Source organism: Pseudomonas serboccidentalis (genome assembly GCF_028830055.1).
In the GTDB taxonomy this organism is placed as follows: Bacteria; Pseudomonadota; Gammaproteobacteria; order Pseudomonadales; family Pseudomonadaceae; genus Aquipseudomonas; species Aquipseudomonas serboccidentalis.
The window spans coordinates 2,770,454-2,796,024 of the sequence record NZ_CP101655.1 but is presented as its reverse complement, the minus strand read 5'-3'; the positions used below and the strand labels follow the sequence as shown (position 1 = coordinate 2,796,024).

Genomic DNA, 25,571 nt, shown 5'->3' with positions numbered 1-25,571 from the left:
TCAGTCCTTAGAATTAACGAGCAATTGGCGTCAGTCGCAGCAAATGAATCCGACGACTGTCGGCGTTCAGGATGCGGAAACGATAGGCGCCGATTTCAGTGATTTCGTTGCGTTTTGGCAAGTGCCCGAACGCGCTCATCACCAGGCCGCCGACCGTGTCGAACTCGTCGTCGGAGAATTCGCTGTCGAAAAACTCGTTGAAGTTCTCGATCGGCGTCAGCGCCTTGATCAGGAAGTCACCGCTGGGCAGCGGCTTGATGTAGCTGTCTTCTTCGACGTCGTGTTCGTCTTCGATGTCGCCGACGATCTGTTCCAGCACGTCTTCGATCGTCACCAGACCGGCCACGCCGCCGTATTCGTCGATGACGATGGCCATGTGGTTATGGTTGGCGCGGAACTCACGCAGCAACACGTTCAGACGCTTGGACTCCGGCACGAAGGTGGCCGGGCGCAGCAGGTCCTTGATGTTGAAGGTGTCGCCGTTCTCCTTGAGGATCAGCGGCAACAGGTCCTTGGCCAGCAGCACGCCCATCACGTCGTCGTGGCTTTCGCCAATGACCGGGTAGCGCGAGTGGGCCGAGTCGAGCACGGCGGGCAGGAATTCACGAGGGGTCTGGGTCGCCTTGATGCTGATCATCTGCGAGCGCGGGACCATGATGTCGCGTACTTGCAGGTCAGCCACCTGAATGGCGCCTTCGACGATGGCCAGCGCTTCGCTGTCCAGCAGTTTGTTCTGATGTGCATCACGCAGCAGCTCAAGCAGCTCCTGACGGTTCTTCGGCTCGTGGGCAAAAGCCTGGGTCAGTTTACCCAGCCATGACTTCTGCCCGTTGCTCGATCGATCTTCGCTCATAGCGATTACTCTGAATCCTTTGTCGTAACGATAGGGGATGTTTCGGTTTCGTCGTCCGCGTACGGATCGGGATAGCCCAATTCGGCAAGCAACTCGCGTTCCAGTGCTTCCATTTCTTCGGCTTCGTCGTCATCTATATGGTCGTAACCGAGTAGATGCAAGCAGCCGTGAATGACCAGATGTGCCCAGTGTGCTTTAAGTTCCTTGCCCTGTTCGGCGGCTTCGCGCTCGACCACGGCCACGCAGATCACCAGATCGCCGAGCAGCGGGATGTCGAGAAACTCGTCGGGTACTTCGGCCGGGAACGACAGGACGTTGGTGGCGTAATCCTTGTGGCGCCAGGTGTGATTGAGCTCACGACCTTCTTCCTCATCGACCAGACGAATGGTCATTTCCGAGTCGGCGGTGCGCTGGCGCAGGGCCAGTTCGCACCATTGGCGGAACTCGGCTTCGCTTGGGGCGCTCGCTTCGGTAGCGATTTGCAGATCCAGCTCAAGCATCGCGCGAGGGTTCCTTGGGTGCATCGGCGCGGCTTTCGAAGCGCTCGTAGGCTTCGACGATCCGCTGCACCAATGGGTGGCGCACGACGTCTTTGGGCTGGAAGTGCGTGAAGCTGATGCCGGGAACGTCCTTGAGCACTTCGATCACATGATGCAGACCGGACTTGGTGCCGCGCGGCAGGTCGACCTGGGTGATGTCACCGGTGATGACCGCAGTGGAACCGAAGCCGATCCGGGTCAGAAACATCTTCATCTGCTCGACGGTAGTGTTCTGGCTTTCGTCAAGAATGATGAAGCTGTTGTTCAGCGTACGACCGCGCATGTAGGCCAGCGGTGCGACTTCGATCACCTGGCGCTCGATCAGCTTGGCCACGTATTCGAAGCCGAGCATTTCGTAGAGTGCGTCGTAGAGCGGACGCAGGTACGGGTCGATCTTCTGGGCGAGGTCGCCGGGCAGGAAGCCGAGTTTTTCACCGGCTTCAACCGCTGGACGCACCAGCAGGATGCGGCGGATCTGCTCGCGCTCCAAGGCATCGACCGCGCAGGCCACGGCCAGATAAGTCTTGCCGGTACCGGCCGGACCGATGCCGAAGTTGATGTCGTTACCGAGGATTTCCTTCACGTAGCGCAATTGATTCAAGCCGCGTGGGCGAATCATGCCTTTCTTGGTGCGCAGGGCGACGGAAGCTTCGGCGGGGGCGTGATTGTCCAACTCGACGACGGCCGATTCCTGCAGGAACAGATGCACGAGATCCGGCGACAGCTCGGTACCCTTGGTTTCCCGGTACAGGCGGCGCAGCAGGTTTTCCGCAGACGTGGTGTGCTTGGGTTCGCCGATCAGTTCGAACTGGTTTCCGCGGTTGCGGATCTCGATGGCCAGGCGCTGTTCGATCAAGCGCAGATGCTCGTCGAATTGCCCGCACAGATTGGCGAAGCGGCGAGCCTCAAAGGGCTCGAGGATAAAACGATGTGGTTCTATGGGTGCGTTCAAGGTCGTATTTAGCCGCCCTGGGGCAATTAAGATGAAATCAAGGATAACGCCAGTGGCGTGGGTGCGAAAGCTCTTAAATATCCCTGCCGGTTTGGAGCTCTTTCTCTCTGGTTAGAGGTGGGGACTGTGGCGAGGGGGCTTGCCCCCGTTGGAGTGCGCAGCGCTCCCGCTATCTTGCGACTGCTGCGCAGCCGAACGGGGGGGCAAGCCCCCTCGCCACAAAGGCTCTACATCGCCTTTTGTTACTGGACCAGCGAGCCGCGCAGCGAGTGCGGTTGCGCCGCGTCGATGTGCACGTCGGCGAACTGGCCGATCAGGGTCGGATTATCGCAGCGGAAGTTGACGATACGATTATTCTCGGTGCGCCCTTGCAGCTCGCCCGGGTCTTTTTTCGAGTAGTCGGTGACCAGAATGCGCTGGATCGAGCCGACCATTTGTCGGCTGATCTCGAACCCTTGCTGATTCAAACGGTGCTGCAAAGCGTTCAGGCGTTCTTTCTTCAGCTCTTCCGGGGTGTCATCGGCCAGATCGGCCGCCGGCGTGCCCGGGCGCTGGCTGTAGACGAACGAGTAGGAGAAGTCGAAGCCGACATCGGCAATCAGCTTCATGGTCTGTTCGAAGTCTTTCTCGGTCTCGCCGGGGAAGCCGACGATGAAGTCCGAGCTGATGCAGATGCCCGGCACGGCGGCGCGCAGTTTGCGCAGCTTGGATTTGTACTCCAGCGCCGTGTGGTTGCGCTTCATCGCCGCCAGAATCCGGTCCGAACCCGATTGCACCGGCAAGTGCAGGTGTTTCACCAGCTCCGGCACTTCGGCGTGGGCCTGGATCAGGCTGTCGGAGAACTCCAGCGGGTGCGAGGTGGTGTAGCGGATGCGGTCGATGCCATCAACGGCGGCCACCACACGGATCAATTCGGCCAGGTCGGCCAGACGACCGTCATGGGTCAAGCCGCGATAGCCGTTGACGTTCTGCCCCAGCAGGGTCACTTCACGCACGCCGTTTTCGGCGAGGTGGATGATCTCGGCGATCACGTCGTCGAACGGCCGGCTGACTTCCTCGCCACGGGTGTAAGGCACCACGCAGAACGTGCAGTACTTGCTGCAGCCTTCCATCACCGACACGTAGGCGCTCGGGCCATCGATGCGCGGTTCGGGCAAGTGGTCGAACTTTTCGATTTCCGGGAACGAGACGTCAACTTGCGGCAGCTTGCTGCTGCGCGCGGCGTCGATCATTTCCGGCAGGCGGTGCAGGGTCTGCGGGCCGAAGACCACGTCGACGTACGGCGCGCGATCACGGATCGCCGCACCTTCCTGGCTGGCCACGCAACCGCCGACGGCGATGACCATGTCCGGGTTGGCCAGCTTCAGTTCGCGCCAGCGGCCGAGCTGCGAGTACACCCGGTCCTGGGCGCGTTCGCGGATCGAGCAGGTGTTGAGCAGAATCACGTCGGCGTCTTCCGCGCGAGCCGTGACTTCCAGGGCCTGATGTTCGCCCAGCAGATCGACCATGCGCGAGCTGTCGTACTCGTTCATCTGGCAACCGTGGGTTTCGATGTAAAGCTTCTTGGCCATGGAGTAGGGTCGTCACGTGATTCAAAGAACCGCGCATTATAGGGAACAAGCCCTCAGGTTCCTACCGCTGCGCGTCCGGTGGCTATGCTATAGTTTGCGCCCTCATTTTTATCCCCGATGTTATCCCCCCGCCATGACCAAACGCGAAGCTCCAATCTATAAGGTGATTTTCCTCAACCAGGGCCAGGTGTTCGAAATGTACGCCAAGCAGATCTATCAAAGTGATCTGTGGGGCTTCCTGGAAGTGGAAGAGTTCGTCTTTGGCGAGCGCACGCAAGTGGTCGTCGATCCGAGCGAAGAGAAGCTCAAGGCGCAGTTCGAAGGCGTGGTGCGCAGCTTTGTGCCGATGCATTCGATCGTGCGCATCGACGAGGTGGAACGTCTGGGTACCCCGAAAATCAGCGAAGCCCGTGGTGCGGTCGGCAATGTGATGCCGTTTCCGATGCCGATGCCTGAGAAGTAAGCCGCCAAACCGAGTCGCACCATTCGCGAGCAGGCTCACTCCTACAAGAAGATCACCTGTAGGAGTGAGCCTGCTCGCGATGGGGTCAGAAAGGTCGGCGCAGAAATCAGGGAAGAGGCGAGAACGGCGTACGCCCATCGGCGTTCTGCAGTTCCATCAGGTATTTACGGAAAATTTGCCCGAGCACCTGGGTAGCGGTTTCGAGGTCTTCGCGGGACATTTTTTCGGAGACTTCGTCGGCGGTGTCCAGGGCGTCTTCAGCGCCGTTGACCGCAGCCATCTTCAGCACGATGTACGCCTGAATGTTGTTGGCCTGCACGCCTTCGCCGTGGAAGAACATGGTGCCAAGCTTGAACTGCGCCTGAGCGTGGCCTTGCAACGAGGCCTTTTCGAAATAGCTCAGGGCTTGATTGAGGTCGCGCGGCGCATTCTTGCCGTCGTAGTAGAACTCACCCAACTCGTATTGCGCTTGCGCATCCCCTTCGTCCGCCGCTTTCTGGCAGGCGGCCAGTGCCTGCGTGACGTCTTGCGGCTGAGTGTTGAGGGTGCAACGACCCATCGCCGGGATCAACAACGAGTTGCCGCCTGCTTGTGCATGCGCGAGCAGGGGCTGAAGGAGCAACAGGCAGCCCAAGGCAAGGGTGCGGCCGGTGCGGTTCATGGGAATCGACTTACCTCTGAAGGGCACGCGGACCCATCGAGGGATCCAATAAGCGCGCATTATGAAATAAGCAGGGCCAACCTTACAAAGTCTTTACTCGTTTTTCTGCTGCACGGGGAATATATCGCCCACTTTGTGGCGGATTTTTAGCAGAGGCGTGGAAAAACGGCGTGGGTGTAGGTGAAAGCTGACGCTGGCGATGGCCAACGTCAGCGTTATGGCCATTACTTCAGTGCAGCGAAGGCGCGCTCGGCAGCGTCCAGAGTGATTTTCAGCTCGGCTTCGCCGTGGGCGATCGAAGTGAAACCGGCTTCGAACGCGCTCGGTGCCAAGTACACACCGCCTTCCAGCATCAGGTGGAAGAAGCGACCGAACAGCGCCGCGTCGCTGGCCATTACGTCTTCAAAAGTGACGATGTCGTCGGCGCCGCTGAAGTACAGACCGAACATGCCGCCAGCCTGGGTGGTGACGAACGGAATGCCCGCCGCATCGGCGCGTTGTTGCAGGCCGTCGAGCAGGCGCGTGGTGTAGTCGGTCAGCTCGGCGTGGAAACCCGGGCGGCTGATCAGGCGCAGGGTGGTCAAGCCCGCGGCCATCGCCAGCGGATTACCCGACAGGGTGCCGGCCTGATACACCGGGCCCAGCGGCGCGATGCGTTCCATGATTTCACGCTTGCCGCCGAAGCAGCCGACCGGCATGCCGCCGCCGATGATCTTGCCGAACGTGGTCAGGTCAGGATTGACCCCGTAGTAAGCCTGAGCACCGCCAAGGGCGACGCGGAAACCAGTCATCACTTCGTCGAAAATCAGCACCACGCCATGCTTGTCGCACAGCGAGCGCAGGCCTTCGAGGAAACCCGGCGCTGGCGGTACGCAGTTCATGTTACCGGCCACCGGCTCGACGATGATGCAGGCCACATCCTGGCCGACTTCGGCGAGCATCTTCTCAACGGCGTCGATGTCGTTGAACGGCAGGGTCAGGGTGTGTTTGGCGAATGCGGCTGGCACACCGGCAGAGCTCGGTACGCCCTGGGTCAGTGCGCCGGAGCCGGCCTTGACCAGCAGGCTGTCGGAGTGACCGTGGTAGCAGCCTTCGAACTTGATGATGCTGTCACGACCGGTGTAGCCACGGGCCAGGCGGATCGCACTCATGGTCGCTTCGGTGCCGGAGCTGACCATGCGCACCATGTCCATCGATGGCACCAGCGAGCAGACCAGATCGGCCATTTCGGTTTCCATCGCGGTCGGCGCGCCGTAGGACAGACCGTGTTGCAGTTGATTGCGCACGGCGTCGAGCACGTCCGGGTGACTGTGGCCGAGGATCATCGGCCCCCACGAACCCACGTAATCCACATAGCGCTTGTCGTCTTCGTCAGTGACGTAGGCGCCTTCGGCATGCTTGAAGAACAGCGGCGTGCCGCCCACGCTCTTGAACGCGCGAACCGGCGAGTTCACGCCTCCGGGAATGTGTTTCTGGGCATTGGCAAACAGGGTTTCGGAACGAGACATGGTCGGCTCTCAAATCAGATTTTCAGAAGTTCGTTGAAGGCGCGGGCGCGGCGGGTCACTTCGGCGGTGCTTTGGGCACCAAACAAGCCGTGGACAACCGCCAGCAGGTCGACACCATGGGCCACCAACGGGGCGGCGTTGTCGAGGGTGATGCCGCCAATCGCGCAGATCGGCAGGTGCAGTGTGCGTTTGGCCTCGTCGAGCAGATCGAGGCTGCAACTCGGTGCGCCGGGTTTGGTGTTGGAGTTGAAAAAGCGGCCGAAGGCGACATAGCTCGCGCCTTCTTTGGCGGCTTGTTCGGCCAGTTCGAGTTGCGCGTGGCAGGTCGAACCGATGATGGCCTTGGAGCCGAGCAGAGCGCGGGTCGGCGACAGTGGGCCGTCGGTCTGGCCCAGGTGCACGCCGACGTTCAGGCGCGCGGCCAGCTCGGCGTCATCGTTGATGATCAACTGCGTCTTGTAGCGCTCGCACAGGTCACGCAGGGCTTCGGCCTCGCGCAGGCGGCGGGCCTCGTCGCTGCTTTTGTCGCGGTATTGCAGCAGGGTGACGCCGCCTTCCAGCGCCGCCTCCACGTACGACAGAAACTTGCCCGCCAGCAGTGTGCTGTCGGTGATGGCATACAGGCCACGTAGTTTCATCAGGCAGACCTCACGACGTTACGAGCAAAAATCCAGCGGCAGGCGACGCGGCACGAACTGGCCTTTGCCCAGTTGTTCGGCATCGCGCAGGGTGCGCCAGGTGTAATCCAGTGCCGTGCGTACAGCGCTGGCGAGATTTTCACCTTGGGCCAGACGACCGGCGAGGGCGCTGGCCAGGGTGCAACCGGAACCGTGATAACTGCCTGGCAAACGCTGGCAATAGAAGGTTTCACGCAGGCCATCACGGCTGTACAGGCGATTGTGGATTTCAGTTTCGTCGCCATGGCCGCCGGTGATCAGCAGGTTTTTGACGAACGGCAGCAGTTTTTCAGCGCACTCGTCCGCGGTGCCTTCGGGCAGTTCAGCGAGGATCCGCGCTTCCGGCAGGTTGGGGGTGGCAATGATCGACAGCGGCAGCAGACGCTCGCGCATCGCATAACCGACTTCGTCCTTGCCCAGGCGCCCACCGCCACCGGCACGCAGCACCGGGTCGCAGACCACCGGCAGGTGCGGGTGCGCCGAAAGCAGTTCGACCACGGTGTCGACCATTTCCAGCGAACCGAGCATGCCCAGTTTGACCGCGGCGACTTCGGAGTCGTTGAGCACGGCATTGGCCTGGGCCAGTACCCACTCACGGTCGAGGACGCGGAAGTCAGTGACGTTGACGGTGTCTTGCACGGTCAGGGCGGTGACGGCCGGAGCCGCATGGCAACCCTGCGCGAGCAGGGCTTCGATATCTGCCTGCAAGCCGGCGCCACCACTGGGGTCGTGGCCGGAGAGACAGAGGACAACGGGGCGGGAGCTGTAGATATTCATGGTGCGCGAGCTTACCACCAAACCTGTTTTTGGGGTGTCGTGACGGTTAATACATTGTGGCGAGGGGGCTTGCCCCCGTTCGACTGCACAGCAGTCGCAAACGCTGGTGACCAAGATCAAATGGGGCTGCTTCGCAACCCAACCGGGGCAAGCGCCCTCGCCACAAGTACTCGCCGCTGCGCGTTATTCGAAAAGCTTGACCAAGCCAACAGCTCTAGCCCGCTGCTTTGCTCTGAAACGCCCGTTCTAGAGCCTTTGTCGTGAAAATTTTAATGGTGCTTAATGGCCATCAACGGCTATGCTAGTCTGGATCCAAACCAATAACAGGTAATACCGGTTTTACGTCTACTCAAAGGGAATGGGGGGCTTCCTGACACAACCGGACGAGCCACGCTGGGGCTTCAATGCGCTATTTGCTGATGTTGCTGTTCTGCTTGCCCCTCCTCGCAAGCGCCGTCGAGTTCGACGAAAATACCCAGAGCCTTCCCCTGGGCCGCGCCTTGCAGGTGTTCGAAGACCCGACGGGTCAGGCGAGCATCGCCGACGTCCGCGCTCAAGCGGCGGCAGGCAATTTCAAACCCCACGATAAAGCCACGCTCAATGCCGGTTACTCGCGTTCGGCGTTCTGGCTGAAGATCGACCTGCATTACCGTCCGAACAATCCGGCCGCACAGCGCACCTGGCTGCTGGAGCTGGCGTACCCGCCGCTCGATCACCTTGATTTGTACATGGCCGATGCCAATGGCGACTATCGCCTGATCCGGCAAACTGGCGACGCCTTGCCGTTCGCCAGTCGCGAGATCCGCCAGAACAACTACCTGTTCGACCTGAGCTTCGCCCCCGACCAGCAACAGACCCTGTACCTGCGGCTGGCCAGCGAAGGCTCGATCCAGGCGCCGGTGACGTTGTGGTCGAGCACCGCGTACCTCGAAGACCAGCCGGTTCGCCTGTATGTGCTGGGGATCATTTACGGCGTGCTGCTGGGGATGCTGGTCTACAACCTGTTCATTTACCTGAGCGTGCGCGACACCAGCTACCTCTATTACATCTTCTACATTGCCGCGTTCGGCCTCTATCAACTGTCGGTGAACGGCGCGGCGGTCGAGTATTTCTGGCCGGACAATCCGTGGTGGGCCAACGCCGCCACACCGTTTTTCATCGGCTGTGCGGGGTTGTTCGGCAGCCAGTTCGCCCGCAGTTTTCTGCAGACCAAAAACCATAGCCGCTGGCTCGACCGGCTGCTGATTGCGCTGATCGCGTTCGGCGCCTTGGTGGTCGGCCTGTCGCTGATGACCAGTTATGCATTGTCGCTGCGCCTGGCGACCCTGCTGGCGCTGACTTTCACCGTGGTGATCTTCGCCGCCGGGGTCCTCGCCTGGTGGCGCGGCCTGCGGGTGGCGCGTTATTTCATCATTGCCTGGTCGGCGTTTTTGCTCGGCGGCATCGTCAATACGCTGATGGTGCTTGGCTTGCTGCCGAACGTGTTCCTGACCATGTACGCCAGCCAGATCGGTTCGGCGATTGAAGTGGCGCTGCTGTCGCTGGCGCTGGCCGACCGCATCAATGCGATGCGCGAGCAGCAGGCACAAACCCTGTTTGATGCCGGGCAGAAGCTCGAAGTGCTCAACCAGCAACTGGCCCACAGCAACAAGCTCAAGGATGAATTCCTCGCGACCCTGACCCACGAATTGCGCACGCCGATGAACGGGGTGATCGGTTCGCTGGAGTTGATGCAGACCGTCGAGCTGGAACCTGAGCTGGAGCAGTACCAGCAAACCGCCGCCGGTTCTGCCCGAGACATGATGCGAATGGTCAACGGCATCCTCACCCTTACCGAACTGCAGGCTGGCAAGCTCAAGGCGACACCGGGCAGCTTCAGCCTGCGTGCGGTGGTCGAGGCCTTGCGCGTGCAGTTCGACGGCAACGCGGCGAGCAAGTCGCTGGACTTCAAGGTCGAGGTGCTGCCGACCCTGCCGGACCGTTTGCACGGCGACAGCGCCAAACTGGCGCAATGCCTGGAGTGCCTGCTGGACAACGCGATCAAGTTCACCCGTGTCGGCGGTCTGGCGCTGCGGGTGACCGGCAAACCGTCGGCGGACAACCGCTTGGCGCTGTCGTTTGCAGTGATCGACACCGGCATCGGTTTCACCGATCTGGGCGAGGCGACGATGTATCAGCGCTTCTTCCAGCTCGACGGTTCGATGACCCGCGAATACGGCGGCCTCGGCGTGGGGCTGGCGATCTGTCGGCAACTGGTCGAGCTGCTCGGCGGCAAGCTCACCCATCGTTCCGAACCCGGGCGTGGCAGTCGTTTTCAGCTGGACGTCGAGTTCGAACTGCCGGTGGTCGAAGCCGCGCCGAGCCCGGTCCCGCCGCCTGACCGCATCCGTGCGCCACAGGACTGCACGGTGTTGCTGGTGGACGATAACAGCGTCAATCAACTGGTGATGCGCGGCATGCTGCTCAAGCTCGGTTTCCGCGTGCGCACGGCGGACAATGGCGCGGCGGCGCTCGATTGTCTGCAACGGGAAACCTTCGATGCGGTGCTGATCGATTGCCAGTTGCCCAGCCATGAAGGCGCTTCGCTGTGCTGCCAGATCCACGCTTTGCCGGGTTGTGCCAATGTGCCGGTGTTCATGCTGGCTCTGGGCGCAGATCGCGAGCAGTGCGCGCCCGGCACTCGCATCGATTACCTGAACAAGCCGGTGAAATTCGAAGACCTGCAAACGGCGCTGGAGCGTCGGGTGCTCAGCGCATAATAGGGTGAAAGCGCCGACAGTTCGGCGTATATGACACTTTGATCAGCCACGGGCCGGTGCTTAACTGAATCCCTTGGCTGACCAAAGGAGCCCCGTCATGAACCTGCATCAGTTCGCCGAAACCCACGAAGTCACCAATCAGCCGCCGTCGCTGGATGGTGCCAACCTGTACCGCATCGATCTGCCGCTGCAGGAGTGGTCGCGCCGTTTCGGCGCCGGTTGGGCCGAGTCGCGGATCGATGCCTACGGCGCGCTGGCCGGCGGTCCGTTGATGGAAGCGGGGTTCCTCGCCAATCAGAACAAACCGCTGTTCGTCAGCCATGATCGCTACGGCCATCGCATCGATCTGGTGGAGTTTCATCCGGCCTATCACGAGCTGATGCGCACCGCGATCGAACACGGCCTGACCTCGTCACCCTGGACTCACCCGCAGGATGGCGCGCACGTCGCCCGCGCCTCAATGAGCTATCTGCACAGCCAGGCCGAGGCGGGCAGCGGTTGCCCGTTGACCATGACCTTCGCCAGCGTGCCGGCGCTGCGTTTGCAGCCGGATCTGGCCGAGCTGTGGCTGCCGAAAATCCTCGCCACCGAATATGATCCGCGCAATGTTGGTATGGCGCACAAGGCCGGTGTGACCATCGGCATGGCGATGACCGAAAAACAGGGCGGCACCGACGTGCGGGCCAACACCACCAAGGCTTATCCGGTCGGCGCCAGTGGCCCGGGCCAGGCGTATGAACTGGTCGGGCACAAGTGGTTCTGCTCGGCACCGATGTGCGATGCGTTCCTCACGCTGGCGCAGACCGACAAGGGCCTGACCTGCTTCCTGCTGCCACGCCATCGTCCCGACGACACGCGCAACCAGTTCTACATACAACGTTTGAAAAACAAACTTGGCAACCAGTCCAACGCTTCCAGTGAAGTGGAGTTTCGAGGTGCCCTGGCGTGGATGGTCGGCGAAGAAGGGCGCGGGGTGCCGACCATCATCGAGATGGTGGCGATGACCCGTTTCGACTGCATGGTCGGGTCCAGCTCGCTGATGCGTCAGGCGCTGACCCAGGCCAGCCACCACTGCGCGCACCGCAAGGTCGGCGGCAAACTGCTCAGCGAGCAACCGTTGATGCAGAACGTGCTGGCCGACCTCGCTCTGGAAAGCGAAGCCGCGCTGGCCTTGAGCCTGCGCATGGGCCAGGCGCTGGATCATCTGGATGATCGCCACGAGGCGCAATTCGCCCGGTTGGTGACAGCGGTGGGCAAGTACTGGATCTGCAAGCGCGCACCGGCCATGATCAACGAAGCCGCCGAATGCATGGGCGGCGCAGGGTATGTCGAAGAGAGCATTCTGCCGCGGCTGTACCGCGAAGCGCCGGTCAACTCGACGTGGGAAGGCTCGGGCAACGTGCAGTGCCTGGACGTGTTGCGCGCGCTGTCCAAAGAGCCGGGTGTGCTCGATGTGCTGTTCAGCGAGTTGGGCGACGGCCATGGCGACAAGCGTCTGGCGGCGCACATCCAGCAGTTGCAGGCGCAGTTCAAGGACACCAGCGATATCCAGTACCGCGCGCGGCAGTTGACTGAAGATATTGCGCTGGGGCTGCAGGCCAAGTTGTTGCTGGAGGCGGGGAATTCGGCGGTCAGTGATGCTTTCATTGCCAGTCGGCTGAGCGGCGGCGGTCGCGTCTATGGCGCGTTGCCGCGTGGGCTGGACGTCGAAGCCATCGTTGCGCGCTCGACTCCGCAAGGGTTCTGACCTCATACAAAATCACCTGTAGGAGCTGCCGAAGGCTGCGATCTTTTGATCTTGCTGTTTATAAGATCAAAAGATCGCAGCCTTCGGCAGCTCCCACAGGGATCGTAGGTGACCCATATATTGTGCGGTTGCCAACATGCCACTGTTCCCGTGAGACCACGATGCAGGCAAGATGAAGCTCTGCAAGTCAGAACACAGGAAGCTGATCGTGACCGAAGCGTTTATTGTCGTTCAAACCGCCGAACAAGCCGTGGACCGTCTGGCCGAGCTGCATGAGCGGGCCACCACTGCGCTGAACTCGGCGCTCAAGCGTTACCTCAAGGATCGCGTCGAGCCTGACGCCGAACAGCGTGCTCTGTTTCGTTATCCCGAACTGCGTCTGACCTACCTGTGCCAGGGCGAAGTCCCGCAGACCACCCGCGCCTACGCCAAGGTGCAACTGCCGGGCACCTACAGCGTCACCGTCACCCACCCCAAGGCGTTCCGCAAATACCTGCTGGAACAGCTGGTACCGTTGATGCACGACTTCACCGTGACCGTGGAAGTCGGCGTCAGCCAGCAGAACATTCCGTACCCGTACGTGGTCGAGCAGGGCGATGAACTGGCCGGCTCCGGCGTCACCGCTGCGGTGCTGGCGCGGGTGTTCCCGAGTACCGACCTGTCCGCCGCCACCGATGGCATCGCCGACGGTCTCTACGACTGGGAAAACACCGATCCGCTGCCACTGGCACTGTTCGACGCTGCGCGGGTCGACTTTTCCCTGCGCCGTCTGGTGCATTACACCGGCAGCGACTGGCGCCATGTGCAGCCGTGGATCCTGCTGACCAACTATCACCGCTACGTCGATCAGTTCATCGTCCATGGCCTGGAACAACTGCGCAAAGACCCGCGTTTCGTGCGCATGGTCCTGCCGGGCAACGTGATCATCGAGAAGAGCATGGATCACGGCGAAGCCTCGGCGATTGCCGCGGGCGTGGTCTGGCACCGCTACCAGATGCCGGCCTATCACCTGATCGCCAGCGACGGCCATGGTGTGACCCTGGTCAACATTGGTGTCGGCCCGTCCAACGCCAAGAACATCACCGACCACCTGGCGGTGCTGCGTCCGCATTGCTGGCTGATGATCGGCCACTGCGGCGGCCTGCGTCAGTCGCAGACCATTGGTGATTACGTGCTGGCTCACGCCTACATGCGTCGCGACGGGATTCTCGACCGCGTGGTGCCGCCGAACATTCCGATCCCGGCGCTGGCCGAGGTGCAGCTGGCGCTGCAACAAGCGGCCGCCAATATCACTGGGGAAAAAGGCGAAGAGCTGAAAAAACGCCTGCGCACCGGCACCGTGCTGACCTACGACGATCGCAACTGGGAACTGCGCTGGGCCCAGGAGCGTCCGTTGATCAACCTGTCCCGCGCCGTGGCCGTGGACATGGAAAGCGGCACCATCGCCGCCCAGGGTTATCGCTTGCGGGTGCCGTATGGCACGTTGCTGTGCGTCTCGGACAAACCGCTGCACAGTGAAATCAAGCTGCCGGGTTCGGCCAACGCGTTCTACGAGCGTGCAGTCAGCCAGCACTTGAAGATCGGCATCGAAGCGGTGGATCTGCTGCGCACTGAACTCAACTCGCTACACTCGCGCAAACTGCGCAGCTTCGACGAGCCGCCGTTCCGTTAACGGTTAGTCGTGGTCATTTGGCGGTCGGGGCACTAGCATTAGCAGCCCTGACCGTTAGATGTTCTTTTCGCCATGTCCCGTCCCCCGCGTCCTCCTTCCCGCCGTCCCGGTGCGAAGCCATCCTCCTCAGCTCCACGCCGTGTCGCCAAGGCGCCGCCGGCCGAGCCGAAGCTGATCCTGTTCAACAAACCGTTCGATGTGCTGACGCAATTCAGCGACGAAGGCGGGCGGGCGACGCTCAAGGATTTCATCGACATTCCCGGGATTTACCCGGCCGGACGCTTGGATCGCGACAGTGAAGGTCTATTGCTGCTGACCAACGACGGCCAGTTGCAGGCGCGCATCGCCGATCCGAAACACAAACTGGCAAAGACCTACTGGGTGCAGGTCGAAGGCGTGCCCACGACCGAGCAATTGCAGCGTTTGCGTGACGGCGTTGAGTTGAACGACGGCATGACCCTGCCTGCCGAAGCGCGGCAACTGGATGAACCCGAGTTGTGGCCGCGCAATCCACCGGTACGCTTTCGCGCGACGATACCGACTTCATGGTTGGAACTGGTGATCCGCGAAGGGCGCAATCGTCAGGTACGGCGGATGACCGCCGCGGTCGGGCTGCCGACGTTGCGGCTGGTGCGGGTGAGGATTGGCGACTGGACGATCGAAGGGCTCGATCAGGGTCAATGGAAAGAAGTGCCGGCGCGCTTATAGAACGCCGGATTCGATCAGGCCGATCACCACACTCTTGATGATGAACGCGGCCACGCCCAGGCCCAGTACGAAGAACAGAATGAACGAGCCGAAGCGCCCAGCCTTGGATTTCTTCGCCAGATCCCAGACGATGAAACCCATGAAAATGATCAGGATGCTGACCAGGCCAGTCATCATCCACTCTTCGAATACTGCAGGATCCATCGGGCATCTCCGGCGCGCAGGGGGCAAAAAGGGCGCGGCGAGTATACGTCAAGGGCGCGAGGCGGGGCATTGATCTGCGTCGGTGTGCCGCAGTCATTGGTCGCCTGTGCCGGCCCCTTCGCGAGCAGGCTCGCACACATTTGAAATGCATTCCCCTGTGGGCGAGCCTGCTCGCGAAGGCGGTTTCAGCTGCGCAGATGCGTCAGCGGCAATTCAGTGCTGTTGAGCACCTGGTTCAGCACAAAACTCGAACGCACGCTGGTCACCCCTTCAATCCGGGTCAAATGCCCCAGCAGCAGCTTCTGATAATGGTCCATGTCCGGCACCACCACTTTCAACTGATAGTCGGCATCGACGCCGGTCACCAGGCTGCATTCCAGTACCTGTGGCAAGGTACGGATCGCCGCTTCGAAGTTTTCGAAACGTTCCGGCGTGTGCCGGTCCATGCCGATTAGCACGTAGGCGGTCAGGCTCAGGCCGAGCATCTTGCGATCGAGCAGCGCGACCTGGCGTGAGATGTAGCCGTCGTCCTCCAGTTGCTTGACCCGGCGCGAGCAGGGCGAGGGCGACAGACCGATGCGCTCGGCCAGTTCCTGGTTGGAGATGCGGGCGTCGCGCTGCAATTCAGCCAAAATACTCAGGTCGTAACGGTCGAGTTTGCTCATGAATCTGTCCTTGTTTGTAACTATTGCGGCGGATTATCTATCCAGGGTTAAAAATTGCGCAAGTGGTGTTTATTTGAGCAATCTTCGCAATCCTCTGCCGCAGCTCCCGGCCTATTCTTATCACCAGAATCACTGCTCGGTAACACAGTCCACTGCGGCCCGCCCAATCAGGCCCGCCGCGGCCGCCACCCCCACCGGGGATGTGCCGGCCCCCGAGCTGCACACTGTCCAGAAGACGGCGTGAGGTGAGCCGACGTCAAAAGCGTCGAGCCAGGACGAAGTTCTCTAGAAGGGAGGCCGACGGGTCTCCCTTTTTTCTTGCTTGCGATTTTTGTGCCTTGGCGCACGGCCATCCTCAATAAATAAGTTTCGTGACTGATAACCTGTCGCAGAACCCGGTGTGTGTATTCCCGGTCTTAGTTACAAGCCCTCTTACTACCCGCAGTGAGGAAAAGCATGAAGTCGCGCATCTGGCGTCTGGCCGGTGTTGGTTTGCTGTGTGTGAGCGTCAGTGCGCAAGCGCTTGCCGACGAGCCACAGAATCGTGGCCCCGACAATAACGGGCACGGTGGTGAACATCAGGGTAATCAGGGGCGTGGCGGCGAGCGTCAGCCCCACGGGCAGAACAATCCGCCGCCGCAAAATCAGCCGCGGCCGCAGAACAACGAGATCATTCGTGGCGACAACAGCCGCCAGTTCGAACACAACGGCCAGCAACGCAATAATAACGGTCAATGGCAGAACCAGAACCGCACGCCCAACCCGCCAGCTCCGGTTCATCAGGCGCCACCGACGAACAACCTGCCGATCCAGCCACGGCCCGACACCGTGCGTCAGACCCAGGAGCCGCGTCAGGGTTACTACCGCGACGAGCGTCCGCAGAATGGTTACCACAACCAGCAATGGCAAACCGGTAACCGGCCCAATGACAATCGCTGGCCGGGTCGCCCGGACGGACATGGCAACGGTTGGGGCCCAGGCCCGCAATACCGCCCGGGGCATGTGATCGACCGGTTCCCGGATCGCGAATACCGCGTGCCGTATCGAGGTCAGGATTATTTCTTCTCCGGCGGCTACTGGTATCGCCCGCAAGGGCCGCGCTACATCGTCGTGCAGCCGCCAAGGGGCATCCGTATTCAGTATCTGCCGGACTACGCCCGTGAAGTGTGGATCGGCGGTGCGCTGCTGTTCCTCGCTGCCGGTTCCTACTATGCGTATCAGGAAGCCACCCAGGATTACGTGGTGGTCGAACCACCGGTGCAGCAACCGCCGCAGCCGCAATCCCAGGGCTATGACGTCGAGGCCTACCCGGCCAACGGTCAGTCACCGGAACAGGTCCAGCAGGACGGTTACCAGTGCTACCAATACGCGGTGCAGCAAAGCGGTTTCGATCCGCGTACCGCGACGTATCAACCAGCGCCCGAAGTGGTGCAGGCCTACCGTCAGGCTCAGGGCAATTGCCTGAGCAGTCGCGGTTATCAGGTCCAGTAAGAGCAGCTACGAGCTGCAAGTTTCCAGCTACAAGCTTGAAGCTTGCGGCTCGTGGCTTGAAGCTGCTTTTATCGGGTCAGCGTGCACCAGCACCTCGGCTCGCGGGTAGGCGGCGTGAATCGCATCCGCTGCCTGATCGCTGATGCCGTGAGCGACTGACAGGGTCAGTTCACCCGGCAACTCCAGATGCAACTGCACGAACCAGTGATTGCCCGAGATCCGCGTGCGCAGATCATGCGCGCCCAGCACGCCGGGTACACCGCAGGCCAGTTCGAGCATGTGCTGACTGACGTCCGTTGGCAGCTCTTCATCCATCAGCACCGAAAAACTTTCCCGGGCGATCTGGATCGCACTCCACAAAATGTACCCGGCAATCCCCAGGCCGAACCACGCGTCCAGTTGGTGAAAGCCCATGCCGGCGAGGATCAGCGCCAGTAAAATACTGCCGTTGAGCAGCATGTCCGAACGGTAGTGCAGGGAGTCTGCGCGCACGGCGTTGGAGCCGGTCTGCTTGATCACCCGATGTTGCAGCGTCAGCAGCGCGGCGGTCAGCAGCAGGGAGAATACGATCACGCCGATGCTCAGCCACGGCGCGCCCAGCGGCTCCGGTTGCTTGATGCGCTCATACGCCTGAAAGGCAATCAACACCGCACTACCACCGATGAACAGCGCCTGCGCCATGCCCGCCAGCGATTCAGCCTTGCCGTGGCCGTAACGGTGATCATCATCGGCCGGGCGCAGCGCGTAATGCACCGCCAGCAGATTGAGCAGCGAGGTGACGCCGTCCAGCGCCGAGTCGGTGAGGCCGGCGAGCATGCTCACCGAACCGCTCAGCCACCAGGCGATGGCTTTGGCGACGATCAGCGTGCAGGCCACCGCCACCGAGGCGCGGGTTGCCAGCCGCAGCAGGCGGGCATGTTCGGGGCTGGTGGTCATGTCATTTCCTTATGCTGCTGGTTGCAGGCCAAACATCGCCAGTTGTTGAGTGCTGCCCTTGTGCTGGATCAGGCGTGGGTCGTCCAGTGGCAGGTTGCGGCCCAGCTCAGTCTCGAGAATAGCCTGCAACTTGAGGTTATCGACCTGACCGTCCGGGCCAATAGCTTGTTTGAGTTTGGCCGGATCGACCTGCGCTGTGTGGCCCGGTTCGAAATAGATCGCGCCAGTGGTGAAGTCGACCGCGAACGCGATCAGTCCGGGAATCACGTAGAACAGCAGGCCCACGGCGTCGAGCACGGCAATCGCCGGGTCAATCTTGCCATCGATCTGCCCGCGCCGGTCCGGGTAGAAAATCGAACCGCACGCAGTGAGTTGAGTGAGCAGGGTGGCGACCAGTACACCGCCGATCAGGCGAGAAGGTAAGCGCATGGGAAATGTCTCCTGAATCATCAAATAACGAAGCGTCGTTGTGTGAAGTTAAGACCCTGACGAATGCCAAGCAGTTCGCCGTTATACTCGCCCTCGGCAGGGCGTGCCCACAGTAAATTGCGGCCTCGTCTCACCCCACCGAAATACGTTGAGGATTGAAGTTGTTTTCTCCAGATCGACACCGCGTGAAGGTTGATGAATCCTGTCGGGGTTCGGCCCTCCGGGCTAAAGCTGTGAGCGCGCCATGCTGCGTTGCGGAACTTGGCAAGGAAACGACCCTTACCTGCGTCCCGCGCCTTGCCTGCCACGCTCACAGCTTTAACGCGACTCGCAATTTACTGTGGGCACGCTCTGGGGAGCCAGCATGATTTCTTTGCCGATCGATGAAGTTTTACCCGCGCTGCGTGAAGCCTTGGCGACACGCCACGAAGCCGTGCTCGAAGCACCGCCCGGCGCCGGTAAAACCACCCGCGTGCCCATGGCCTTGCTCGATGAAGCATGGCTGGCCGGGCAGACCATCCTTATGCTCGAACCGCGCCGTCTCGCCGCGCGCGCGGCGGCTGAGCGACTGGCCAGCGAACTGGGCGAGAAGGTTGGCGAAACCGTCGGTTATCGCATCCGCCTCGACAGCAAGGTCGGCCCCAACACGCGCATCGAAGTGGTCACCGAAGGCATTCTCACCCGACGCCTGCAGGACGATCCGGCGCTGGAGGGCGTGGGCCTGCTGATCTTCGACGAATTCCACGAACGCAGCCTCGATGCCGATCTGGCCTTGGCCCTGAGTTTGAACGGTCGCGAGTTATTCCGGGCTGAACAGCCGCTGAAGATTTTGCTGATGTCCGCCACGCTTGAAGGCGAACGCCTGTCCGGGTTGCTCGATGATGCGCCGATTCTGCGCAGCGAAGGCCGCATGTACCCGGTGACGATGCGCTGGGGGCGGCCGTTCCAGCCCGGCGAATACATCGATCAACGCGTGACCCAGACCGTACTTGAAGCCCTGCACGATGAAACCGGCAGCCTGCTGGTGTTCCTTCCGGGGCAAGCGGAAATCCGTCGCGTGCATCAACAATTGGCCGATGCCATTGGCGAGCGCAGCGATGTTTTGCTGTGCCCATTGCACGGTGAACTGGACCTCAACGCCCAGCGTGCCGCCATCGACCCGGCCCCGGCCGGTCAGCGCAAAGTGGTGCTGGCGACCAACATCGCCGAGACCAGTTTGACCATCGACGGCGTGCGCGTGGTGATTGATGCCGGGCTGGCGCGGGTGCCGCGTTTCGACCCCGGCAGCGGCATGACCCGACTCGATACCCAGCGTATTTCCAAGGCCAGTGCTACGCAGCGCGCCGGCCGGGCGGGGCGTCTGGAGCCGGGTGTGTGTTATCGCTTGTGGTCGCAGGATCAGCACGAGCAACTCGCCGCTTACGGCAGTGCGGAAATTCTTTCGGCGGATCTGGCGAGCCTCGCGCTGCAGCTCGGACGTTGGGGCGTGACCCCGGGCGAACTGGTCTGGCTGGATGTGCCACCGGCGGCAGCTTATGCCCAGGCGCAAGATCTGTTGCAGCGCCTCGGCGCACTCGAAGGTGAAGCACTGACTGCGCACGGTCAGGCCATGGCCGAGCTGCCGGCGCATCCGCGCATCGCCCATCTGTTGCTGCGCGGTCAGGCGCTGGGGCTGGCGAACATGGCGTGCGACGTCGCGGCACTGCTCGGCGAGCGCGACATTTTGCGTGGTGCCGGCGCGGATCTGCACAGCCGATTGGTGTTGCTCTCCGGAGAGGAGCGCGCGGCGCGCGGTGCTCAAGGTGGCGTGCAGCGGGCCCGGCAACTGGCGCGGCAGTATCGCGGTTACTTGCGCGGCCAGGCGAGCGAGCCGGTCAGCGACCCTGATCACCCGCGCTGGCTCGGTGCATTGCTGGCGCTGGCCTACCCGGACCGCGTCGCCCAGCAGCGTCGCGCCGGTGGCGCTGAGTATCGTCTGGCCAATGGACGCGCTGCGCTGTTCGCCGAAGCCGACAGCCTGATGAAGGAACCGTGGATTGTGATCGCTGATCTCGGCAGCCGTCAGGGCCAGCGCGAGGAACGGATTTATCTGGCGGCGGATTTCGATCCGGCGCTGTTCGATTCAGTGTTGGCCGAGCAGGTGAGCGGCGTCGATCAACTGGACTGGGACGAACGCGAAGGTGTGCTGCGCGCCGAGCGTCAGCGCAAGGTCGGCGAACTGATCCTCAGCCGCGAACCGTTGACCGGTCTTGATGAAAATGCGCGCAGTCAGGCGTTGGTCAATCTGGTGCGGCGCAAAGGTCTGGAGTTGCTGCCATGGACGCCGGAGCTGCGCCAGTGGCAGGCGCGGGTGGCGTTGTTGCGCCAGTTGGAATTGAACAATCAGGCCGAAAGCCAATGGCCGGATGTCAGCGATGCAACGTTGCTGAACACCCTCGAGCATTGGTTAATGCCTTACTTGGGCAAAGTCTCGCGGCTCAGCCATTTCGCCAATCTGGACCTGTCGAGCATCGTGCGCAATCTGCTGCCGTGGCCGTTGCCGCAAAAGCTAGATGAGCTGGCGCCGCATCATTTGAGCGTGCCGTCGGGGTCGTCGATTCGCCTGGATTACAGCGAGGTTCCGCCGATTCTCGCGGTGCGTTTGCAGGAGCTGTTCGGGCTGGCGGATACGCCGCGCATTGCCGGCGGGCGGCAGGTGGTCAAGTTGCATCTGCTGTCGCCAGCACGGCGCCCGGTGCAGGTGACACAGGACCTGGCCAACTTCTGGCGCAGCACCTATGCCGAGGTGAAGAAGGATCTGAAGGGGCGCTATCCGAAGCATTACTGGCCGGACGATCCCTTGGTCGCCGAAGCCACAGCACGGGCAAAACCTCGGGGCACTTGAGCAGCAATGGCAGCGCGCCATTAGCCCATCCGCCCTAATTGCCCCTGTTCGGGCTGCCTCCTAAAGTGGCGGCCCGAACAATAACAAGTTGCTGCCTGGCAACGTGTACCCAAGGAACGGAACTGCTCATGTCATCTTTCTTCAAGTTCAAGAAGTTGATCTTCTTGTCGGCTGCGCTGCTGTTCGCCTTCAATTCGGCAAATGCCGAAGAGCCCAACCCTGTAGGCGACTGGTGGATTATCTACGGCAATGGCGTGGCCCAAAAAAACATCATGTACGTCGCCGATGCCACGTCGGTGGTGCCCTCGGAAAAAACCAAAGGCGCGACCATGGTCGCGGTGACCCTGGTTTATGAAGAGCCCGGCAAACCGATGATCGATGTCTACAACCTCGAAGCCCAGTGCTCTACGGGCAAAGTGCGCTTTATCAATGGTCAATCCGTCGAGCGTCTGGCTTACACCCTGCGCCATCTGAAAGTTGCCAATCAATGGCAGACCCCGAAAGAGTTCTGGGTACAGCAAGCGCTGAAGTTTGCCTGTGCGCCGGGCAGTCGAGCTAAAAACGACATGGCCGCCGTGGGCAAGATGGAATACCTGCAGATGATCGAGATGCTGCAGCAGATGTTCTTCAAACTCGCACCGATTCAGGAAAAGAGCCAGATGATGGACAACATCGACAGTCTGCTCGAACTGAAAAAATAAGGCGGGACAGCCAATGACTTACATACGCTTATTGATGACCACTCTGTTGGCCGCCTTGCTCTTGACTGGCTGTTCCACTATTGCGCAAAGCCGCTGGGAAGGGCGTGATATGCAGGAAGCGCTGGACTTGTTCGGCAAACCCGATTCGATGCAAAAGGAAACCGGCCCGAACGGCGAACCCTTGGCCGTGCTGACCTGGTACAAGTCCGCGAGCTGGACCACCACCGAAGCGGCCGGGACATCGATGACCCATACCGGTAATGGCATGGTGTACACCGAACACTATCAACAAGTCGGGCACAGTTCCGATTGCAAATTGCAGGCGAAGATCAACCAACAAAAGAAGATTGCGCAGTTCCTGATCGAAGACGGACGAATTCTTCATGGCAAGTGCACCAATGTCAGGTATGTCCCCGGTTATATTCCCCCAGGAATGTGAGCGGTCTTCGCGGTCAGTTGTTCGCTAAGTCAGGGGCTACAACGCTGTCAACGTCGAAGGTGTCAGGTGATATTGACAATTACTGGCCGGATGATCCGTTGGTGGCGCAAGCCACTGCACGGATCAAACCTCGCAAGTGAGCCTTGCTGCCCGGTCTCGCCCGGGCAACGGCTGCCATTGATCAGGCCTCGCCGTACAGGTTTTGTGCAGCACTGCGTCGATGCTTGATGCTGTGGCATATCCACACCAACGCAATCCAGACCGGAATTGCGTAGACCGCCATCCGGTTCACGGGATCCATCAGCATGACCGCCACAATGAACACCATGAAGGCCAGGCAGACATAGTTGCCGTAGGGATACCACAGCGCCTTGAACAGGGGCGTCTGCCGGGTCTCGTTCATGTGCTGGCGAAATTTTCCATGCGCCAGGCTGATCATCGTCCAGTTGATCACCAGCGTCGCAACCACCAGCGACAACAGCAATTCCAGCGCATGCTGCGGGATCACGTAGTTCATCACCACCGCGATCAAGGTCACCGCCGCCGTTGCCAGGATCGAGCGTACGGGGACGCCGCGTTTGTCGATCTTGACCAGGCTTTGGGGAGCGTCACCCTGCTCGGCCAGTCCGAGCAATATGCGACTGTTGCAATAAGTGCCGCTGTTATAGACCGACAGGGCGGCGGTGAGGACGACGAAATTGAGAATGTGCGCGGCGGTCGTGCTGTCGAGCATTGACCACACGCGTACGAACGGGCTGCCACTGTAGGTATCGCCCGTGGCATTGAGCGAAATCAGCAGGCTGTCCCACGGCATCAATGACAACAAGACGACGAGTACGCCGATGTAGAAAATCAGGATGCGGTAGATCACCTGATTGATGGCCTTGGGGATCACGCTGCGGGGCTGTTCGGCTTCGGCTGCAGTAAAACCGAGCATTTCCAGGCCGCCGAAGGACAGCATGATAACGGCCATGGACATTGCCAGTCCGCCCCATCCATGGGGGAAAAAACCGCCGTGTTGCCACAGATTGCTCACCGACGCCTGTGGCCCTCCATTGCCGCTGACCAGCAGATAACTGCCCATGGCGATCATGCCGATCACCGCCAGGACCTTGATGATGGCGAACCAGAATTCCGCTTCGCCGAACACTTTGACGTTGATCAGGTTGAGCGCATTGATCAGCACAAAGAACACGGCGGCCGATACCCAGATCGGTATCTCGGGCCACCAGTAGTGCGCGTACTTGCCGACGGCCGTCAGCTCGGACATGCCGACCAGGGTGTACAGCATCCAGCAGTTCCATCCCGACAGAAAGCCGGCGAATCCGCCCCAGTATTTGTGGGCGAAGTGACTGAAAGAGCCGGCAACGGGTTCTTCCACGATCATCTCACCCAATTGCCGCATGATCATGAAGGCGATCAAACCGCAGATTGCGTAGCCGAGGATCATCGAAGGCCCGGCCAGTTTGAGTGCTCCCGCCGACCCCAGGAACAGTCCCGTGCCCACGGCCCCACCCAGGGCGATCAATTGAATGTGTCGATTTTTCAGGCTGCGTTTCAGTTGGCCTGAGTGCGCATGGGGTCCGCTCATGAGAAAGAACTCTCGCAAGGTTGCATGAGTGTTCGCGGGGTGCTTGCGAGGGGCAGGGCATGCCGTTGCCATGACACGCCGGTGCAAGTAGCGGGAGAGAGGGGCTTTTCCACAGTCATACGGATTCTGATCCTTCAGATTATTTCTATTTTTATCAAAAAGTTAGATCGTTTTTTCAGCGCGGTCGACGGCGGTTTTGCGCGTGCTGTCGCTAGAAATCTATTGGAAGAAACATATTTCTATCTGTTGAATTTGTAAATGGGGGGTGGTATCTAATGCATCGCACATGGACATGCCAACGATTCCAGGGACGTGAGGAGTGATGACTGTGATGGGCTGCAATGCAGAAGGAACATTTGATTTCGTGGTCGGCGCCGATGCCGATCCGGCACGCTATTTTTCAGCGGCGGCGCACGACATTCGGGCACAACTGCTGAGCGAAGGCGCGGTGCTCATTCGCGGTGCCAATCCGTGCAAGGATCCTGAGGTGTTCGAACGGGCGGTTGGCGCGCTGGGTTTTCAGACCCGCGATTACGTCGGTGGCAGCTCTCCACGCTCGACGATCCAGGGCAAGGTCATGGAGGCGACCCGCACCCCTCCCGACTGGTCGGTGATCCTTCATCAGGAAATGGCCTATGTAAAAAATCCACCGCAGATCATCGCCTTTGTCTGTGTCGAGCCTGCGAGTCGGGGCGGTGAATCCGTGGTCGGGGACATGCGCAAACTGGAGCAGTTGGTTGATCGTTCCACCTTGGAGCAACTGACCGATCGCGGCCTTAAATTGCGCCGGACCTTGCCCGGCGAAGCACGGGTGCATCTCAAACCCGGGGTGAAGAAAAGCTGGCAGGAGACATTCTCCACCTCCAGCACCGCCGAGGCAGAAGTGCTGTGCCGGGCGCGTGGCTGGGACTTCGAATGGAGCGGCGACGACCTGATCCTCTGGCAGGACTGTATCTCTCCGATGCGCCGGCACCCGCGCAAAGCGGCAGACATCTGGTGCAATCAAGCGCATTTCTGGGGCGCGGCCGCGATGATCGAATGGGCGCGTATCGACGGTCGTGAACAGGACGCCAGTGAACTGGCCAAGGCGCAGCGCAACAGTCCGCAATTGTTGGAAGCGATGTGTTTTGGTGACGGCGAACCCTTGCCGGAAGACCTCACCCTCGAGCTGTTCCACACCGTCAGAAGTGTTGAGCAAGATGTCGATCTGGGGGCGGGCGATATTTTACTGCTCGACAATTTCCAGTATGCGCACGGTCGGCGCGCGTTTTCGGGCAACAGGACAATCAACGTGATCATCGCCAATTGGGCCGATGGTCAGGCACACGTAGCTCAGGGATGAAA

23 protein-coding genes are annotated in these 25,571 nt (G+C 60.9%); 10 read left to right on the top strand and 13 right to left on the bottom strand.

Annotated features, from left to right (window positions below; genetic code table 11):
* Positions 1-13: 13 nt before the first annotated feature.
* From NN484_RS12730 to miaB, 4 genes are all read right to left on the bottom strand, one after another.
* Positions 14-853, bottom strand: coding sequence for a CorC family transporter (locus tag NN484_RS12730; protein WP_025108706.1), 840 nt, complete (start codon positions 851-853; stop codon positions 14-16).
* Between the two features lie 5 nt (positions 854-858).
* Positions 859-1,353, bottom strand: coding sequence for an rRNA maturation RNase YbeY (gene ybeY / locus NN484_RS12725; RefSeq protein WP_127651188.1), 495 nt, complete (start codon positions 1,351-1,353; stop codon positions 859-861).
* Positions 1,346-2,344 carry a PhoH family protein gene (locus NN484_RS12720; protein ID WP_127651187.1) on the bottom strand — a complete coding sequence of 333 codons (999 nt, stop codon included), beginning with the start codon at positions 2,342-2,344 and terminating at the stop codon, positions 1,346-1,348. Before NN484_RS12720 ends, ybeY begins: the two co-directional genes overlap by 8 nt.
* Before the next feature lie 242 nt (positions 2,345-2,586).
* Positions 2,587-3,915 carry a tRNA (N6-isopentenyl adenosine(37)-C2)-methylthiotransferase MiaB gene (gene miaB, locus NN484_RS12715; RefSeq protein WP_003228520.1) on the bottom strand — a complete coding sequence of 443 codons (1,329 nt, stop codon included), beginning with the start codon at positions 3,913-3,915 and terminating at the stop codon, positions 2,587-2,589.
* 133 nt (positions 3,916-4,048) lie between these two features.
* On the opposite strand from miaB, the gene NN484_RS12710 reads away from it, so the two are divergent.
* Positions 4,049-4,378 (top strand): DUF1820 family protein, encoded by a 330-nt coding sequence (locus NN484_RS12710; RefSeq protein ID WP_003185742.1) that lies wholly within the window; start codon positions 4,049-4,051, stop codon positions 4,376-4,378.
* A gap of 106 nt (positions 4,379-4,484) precedes the next feature.
* On the opposite strand, the gene NN484_RS12705 is transcribed toward NN484_RS12710, so the two are convergent.
* The 4 genes from NN484_RS12705 to NN484_RS12690 form a co-directional block, all read right to left on the bottom strand.
* On the bottom strand, positions 4,485-5,039 hold the full coding sequence (locus NN484_RS12705) for a tetratricopeptide repeat protein (RefSeq protein ID WP_047296791.1): 555 nt from the start codon (positions 5,037-5,039) through the stop codon (positions 4,485-4,487).
* Positions 5,040-5,263: 224 nt separating this feature from the next.
* Positions 5,264-6,547, bottom strand: coding sequence for a glutamate-1-semialdehyde 2,1-aminomutase (hemL, locus tag NN484_RS12700; RefSeq protein ID WP_215502207.1), 1,284 nt, complete (start codon positions 6,545-6,547; stop codon positions 5,264-5,266).
* A gap of 14 nt (positions 6,548-6,561) precedes the next feature.
* Positions 6,562-7,185 carry a thiamine phosphate synthase gene (gene thiE, locus NN484_RS12695; RefSeq protein ID WP_127651185.1) on the bottom strand — a complete coding sequence of 208 codons (624 nt, stop codon included), beginning with the start codon at positions 7,183-7,185 and terminating at the stop codon, positions 6,562-6,564.
* 18 nt (positions 7,186-7,203) lie between these two features.
* Positions 7,204-8,001: a hydroxymethylpyrimidine/phosphomethylpyrimidine kinase gene (locus NN484_RS12690; RefSeq protein ID WP_007960553.1), complete on the bottom strand. Its 798-nt coding sequence runs from the start codon at positions 7,999-8,001 to the stop codon at positions 7,204-7,206.
* A 404-nt stretch (positions 8,002-8,405) separates the two neighbouring features.
* Here NN484_RS12690 and NN484_RS12685 point away from each other — a divergent pair, with 404 nt between their 5' ends.
* From NN484_RS12685 to NN484_RS12670, 4 genes are all read left to right on the top strand, one after another.
* The gene (locus NN484_RS12685; RefSeq protein WP_274659219.1) at positions 8,406-10,760 is read left to right on the top strand and encodes a hybrid sensor histidine kinase/response regulator; all 2,355 of its coding nucleotides are present in this window, start codon (positions 8,406-8,408) and stop codon (positions 10,758-10,760) included.
* A gap of 97 nt (positions 10,761-10,857) precedes the next feature.
* Positions 10,858-12,507, top strand: a complete 1,650-nt coding sequence (locus NN484_RS12680; RefSeq protein ID WP_215502205.1) for an acyl-CoA dehydrogenase family protein — start codon at positions 10,858-10,860, stop codon at positions 12,505-12,507.
* A 172-nt stretch (positions 12,508-12,679) separates the two neighbouring features.
* Positions 12,680-14,179: an AMP nucleosidase gene (amn, locus tag NN484_RS12675; RefSeq protein ID WP_164747922.1), complete on the top strand. Its 1,500-nt coding sequence runs from the start codon at positions 12,680-12,682 to the stop codon at positions 14,177-14,179.
* A 72-nt stretch (positions 14,180-14,251) separates the two neighbouring features.
* On the top strand, positions 14,252-14,887 hold the full coding sequence (locus NN484_RS12670; RefSeq protein WP_274659218.1) for a pseudouridine synthase: 636 nt from the start codon (positions 14,252-14,254) through the stop codon (positions 14,885-14,887).
* Here the strand turns inward: NN484_RS12670 and NN484_RS12665 are convergent.
* Together NN484_RS12665 and NN484_RS12660 are read right to left on the bottom strand one after the other, a co-directional pair.
* Entirely contained in the window at positions 14,882-15,091 is a 210-nt protein-coding gene (locus NN484_RS12665) for a DUF2788 domain-containing protein (RefSeq protein ID WP_127652409.1), read from the bottom strand. The two genes, NN484_RS12670 and NN484_RS12665, sit on opposite strands and share 6 nt — an antisense overlap.
* 185 nt (positions 15,092-15,276) lie before the next feature.
* Positions 15,277-15,756, bottom strand: a complete 480-nt coding sequence (locus NN484_RS12660; RefSeq protein WP_007909658.1) for an Lrp/AsnC family transcriptional regulator — start codon at positions 15,754-15,756, stop codon at positions 15,277-15,279.
* Positions 15,757-16,212: 456 nt separating this feature from the next.
* Here NN484_RS12660 and NN484_RS12655 point away from each other — a divergent pair, with 456 nt between their 5' ends.
* Complete coding sequence (locus NN484_RS12655) at positions 16,213-17,247, top strand: DUF6515 family protein (RefSeq protein WP_274659217.1); 1,035 nt, start codon at positions 16,213-16,215, stop codon at positions 17,245-17,247.
* 27 nt (positions 17,248-17,274) lie between these two features.
* Here the strand turns inward: NN484_RS12655 and NN484_RS12650 are convergent, their stop codons facing one another.
* Both NN484_RS12650 and NN484_RS12645 read right to left on the bottom strand, forming a co-directional pair.
* Positions 17,275-18,183 (bottom strand): cation diffusion facilitator family transporter, encoded by a 909-nt coding sequence (locus NN484_RS12650; protein WP_127652411.1) that lies wholly within the window; start codon positions 18,181-18,183, stop codon positions 17,275-17,277.
* Positions 18,184-18,192: 9 nt separating this feature from the next.
* Entirely contained in the window at positions 18,193-18,612 is a 420-nt protein-coding gene (locus tag NN484_RS12645) for a hypothetical protein (RefSeq protein WP_025108718.1), read from the bottom strand.
* 364 nt (positions 18,613-18,976) lie between these two features.
* On the opposite strand from NN484_RS12645, the gene hrpB reads away from it, so the two are divergent.
* From hrpB to NN484_RS12630, 3 genes are all read left to right on the top strand, one after another.
* Positions 18,977-21,496, top strand: a complete 2,520-nt coding sequence (hrpB, locus tag NN484_RS12640; RefSeq protein ID WP_274659216.1) for an ATP-dependent helicase HrpB — start codon at positions 18,977-18,979, stop codon at positions 21,494-21,496.
* Between the two features lie 128 nt (positions 21,497-21,624).
* Complete coding sequence (locus tag NN484_RS12635; protein WP_127652413.1) at positions 21,625-22,197, top strand: hypothetical protein; 573 nt, start codon at positions 21,625-21,627, stop codon at positions 22,195-22,197.
* 13 nt (positions 22,198-22,210) lie between these two features.
* The gene (locus tag NN484_RS12630) at positions 22,211-22,636 is read left to right on the top strand and encodes a hypothetical protein (protein WP_215502201.1); all 426 of its coding nucleotides are present in this window, start codon (positions 22,211-22,213) and stop codon (positions 22,634-22,636) included.
* Positions 22,637-22,817: 181 nt separating this feature from the next.
* Here the strand turns inward: NN484_RS12630 and NN484_RS12625 are convergent, their stop codons facing one another.
* Positions 22,818-24,227, bottom strand: a complete 1,410-nt coding sequence (locus NN484_RS12625) for an amino acid permease (protein ID WP_274659215.1) — start codon at positions 24,225-24,227, stop codon at positions 22,818-22,820.
* Between the two features lie 331 nt (positions 24,228-24,558).
* On the opposite strand from NN484_RS12625, the gene NN484_RS12620 reads away from it, so the two are divergent.
* Positions 24,559-25,569, top strand: coding sequence for a TauD/TfdA family dioxygenase (locus tag NN484_RS12620; RefSeq protein WP_274659214.1), 1,011 nt, complete (start codon positions 24,559-24,561; stop codon positions 25,567-25,569).
* Positions 25,570-25,571: the final 2 nt, after the last annotated feature.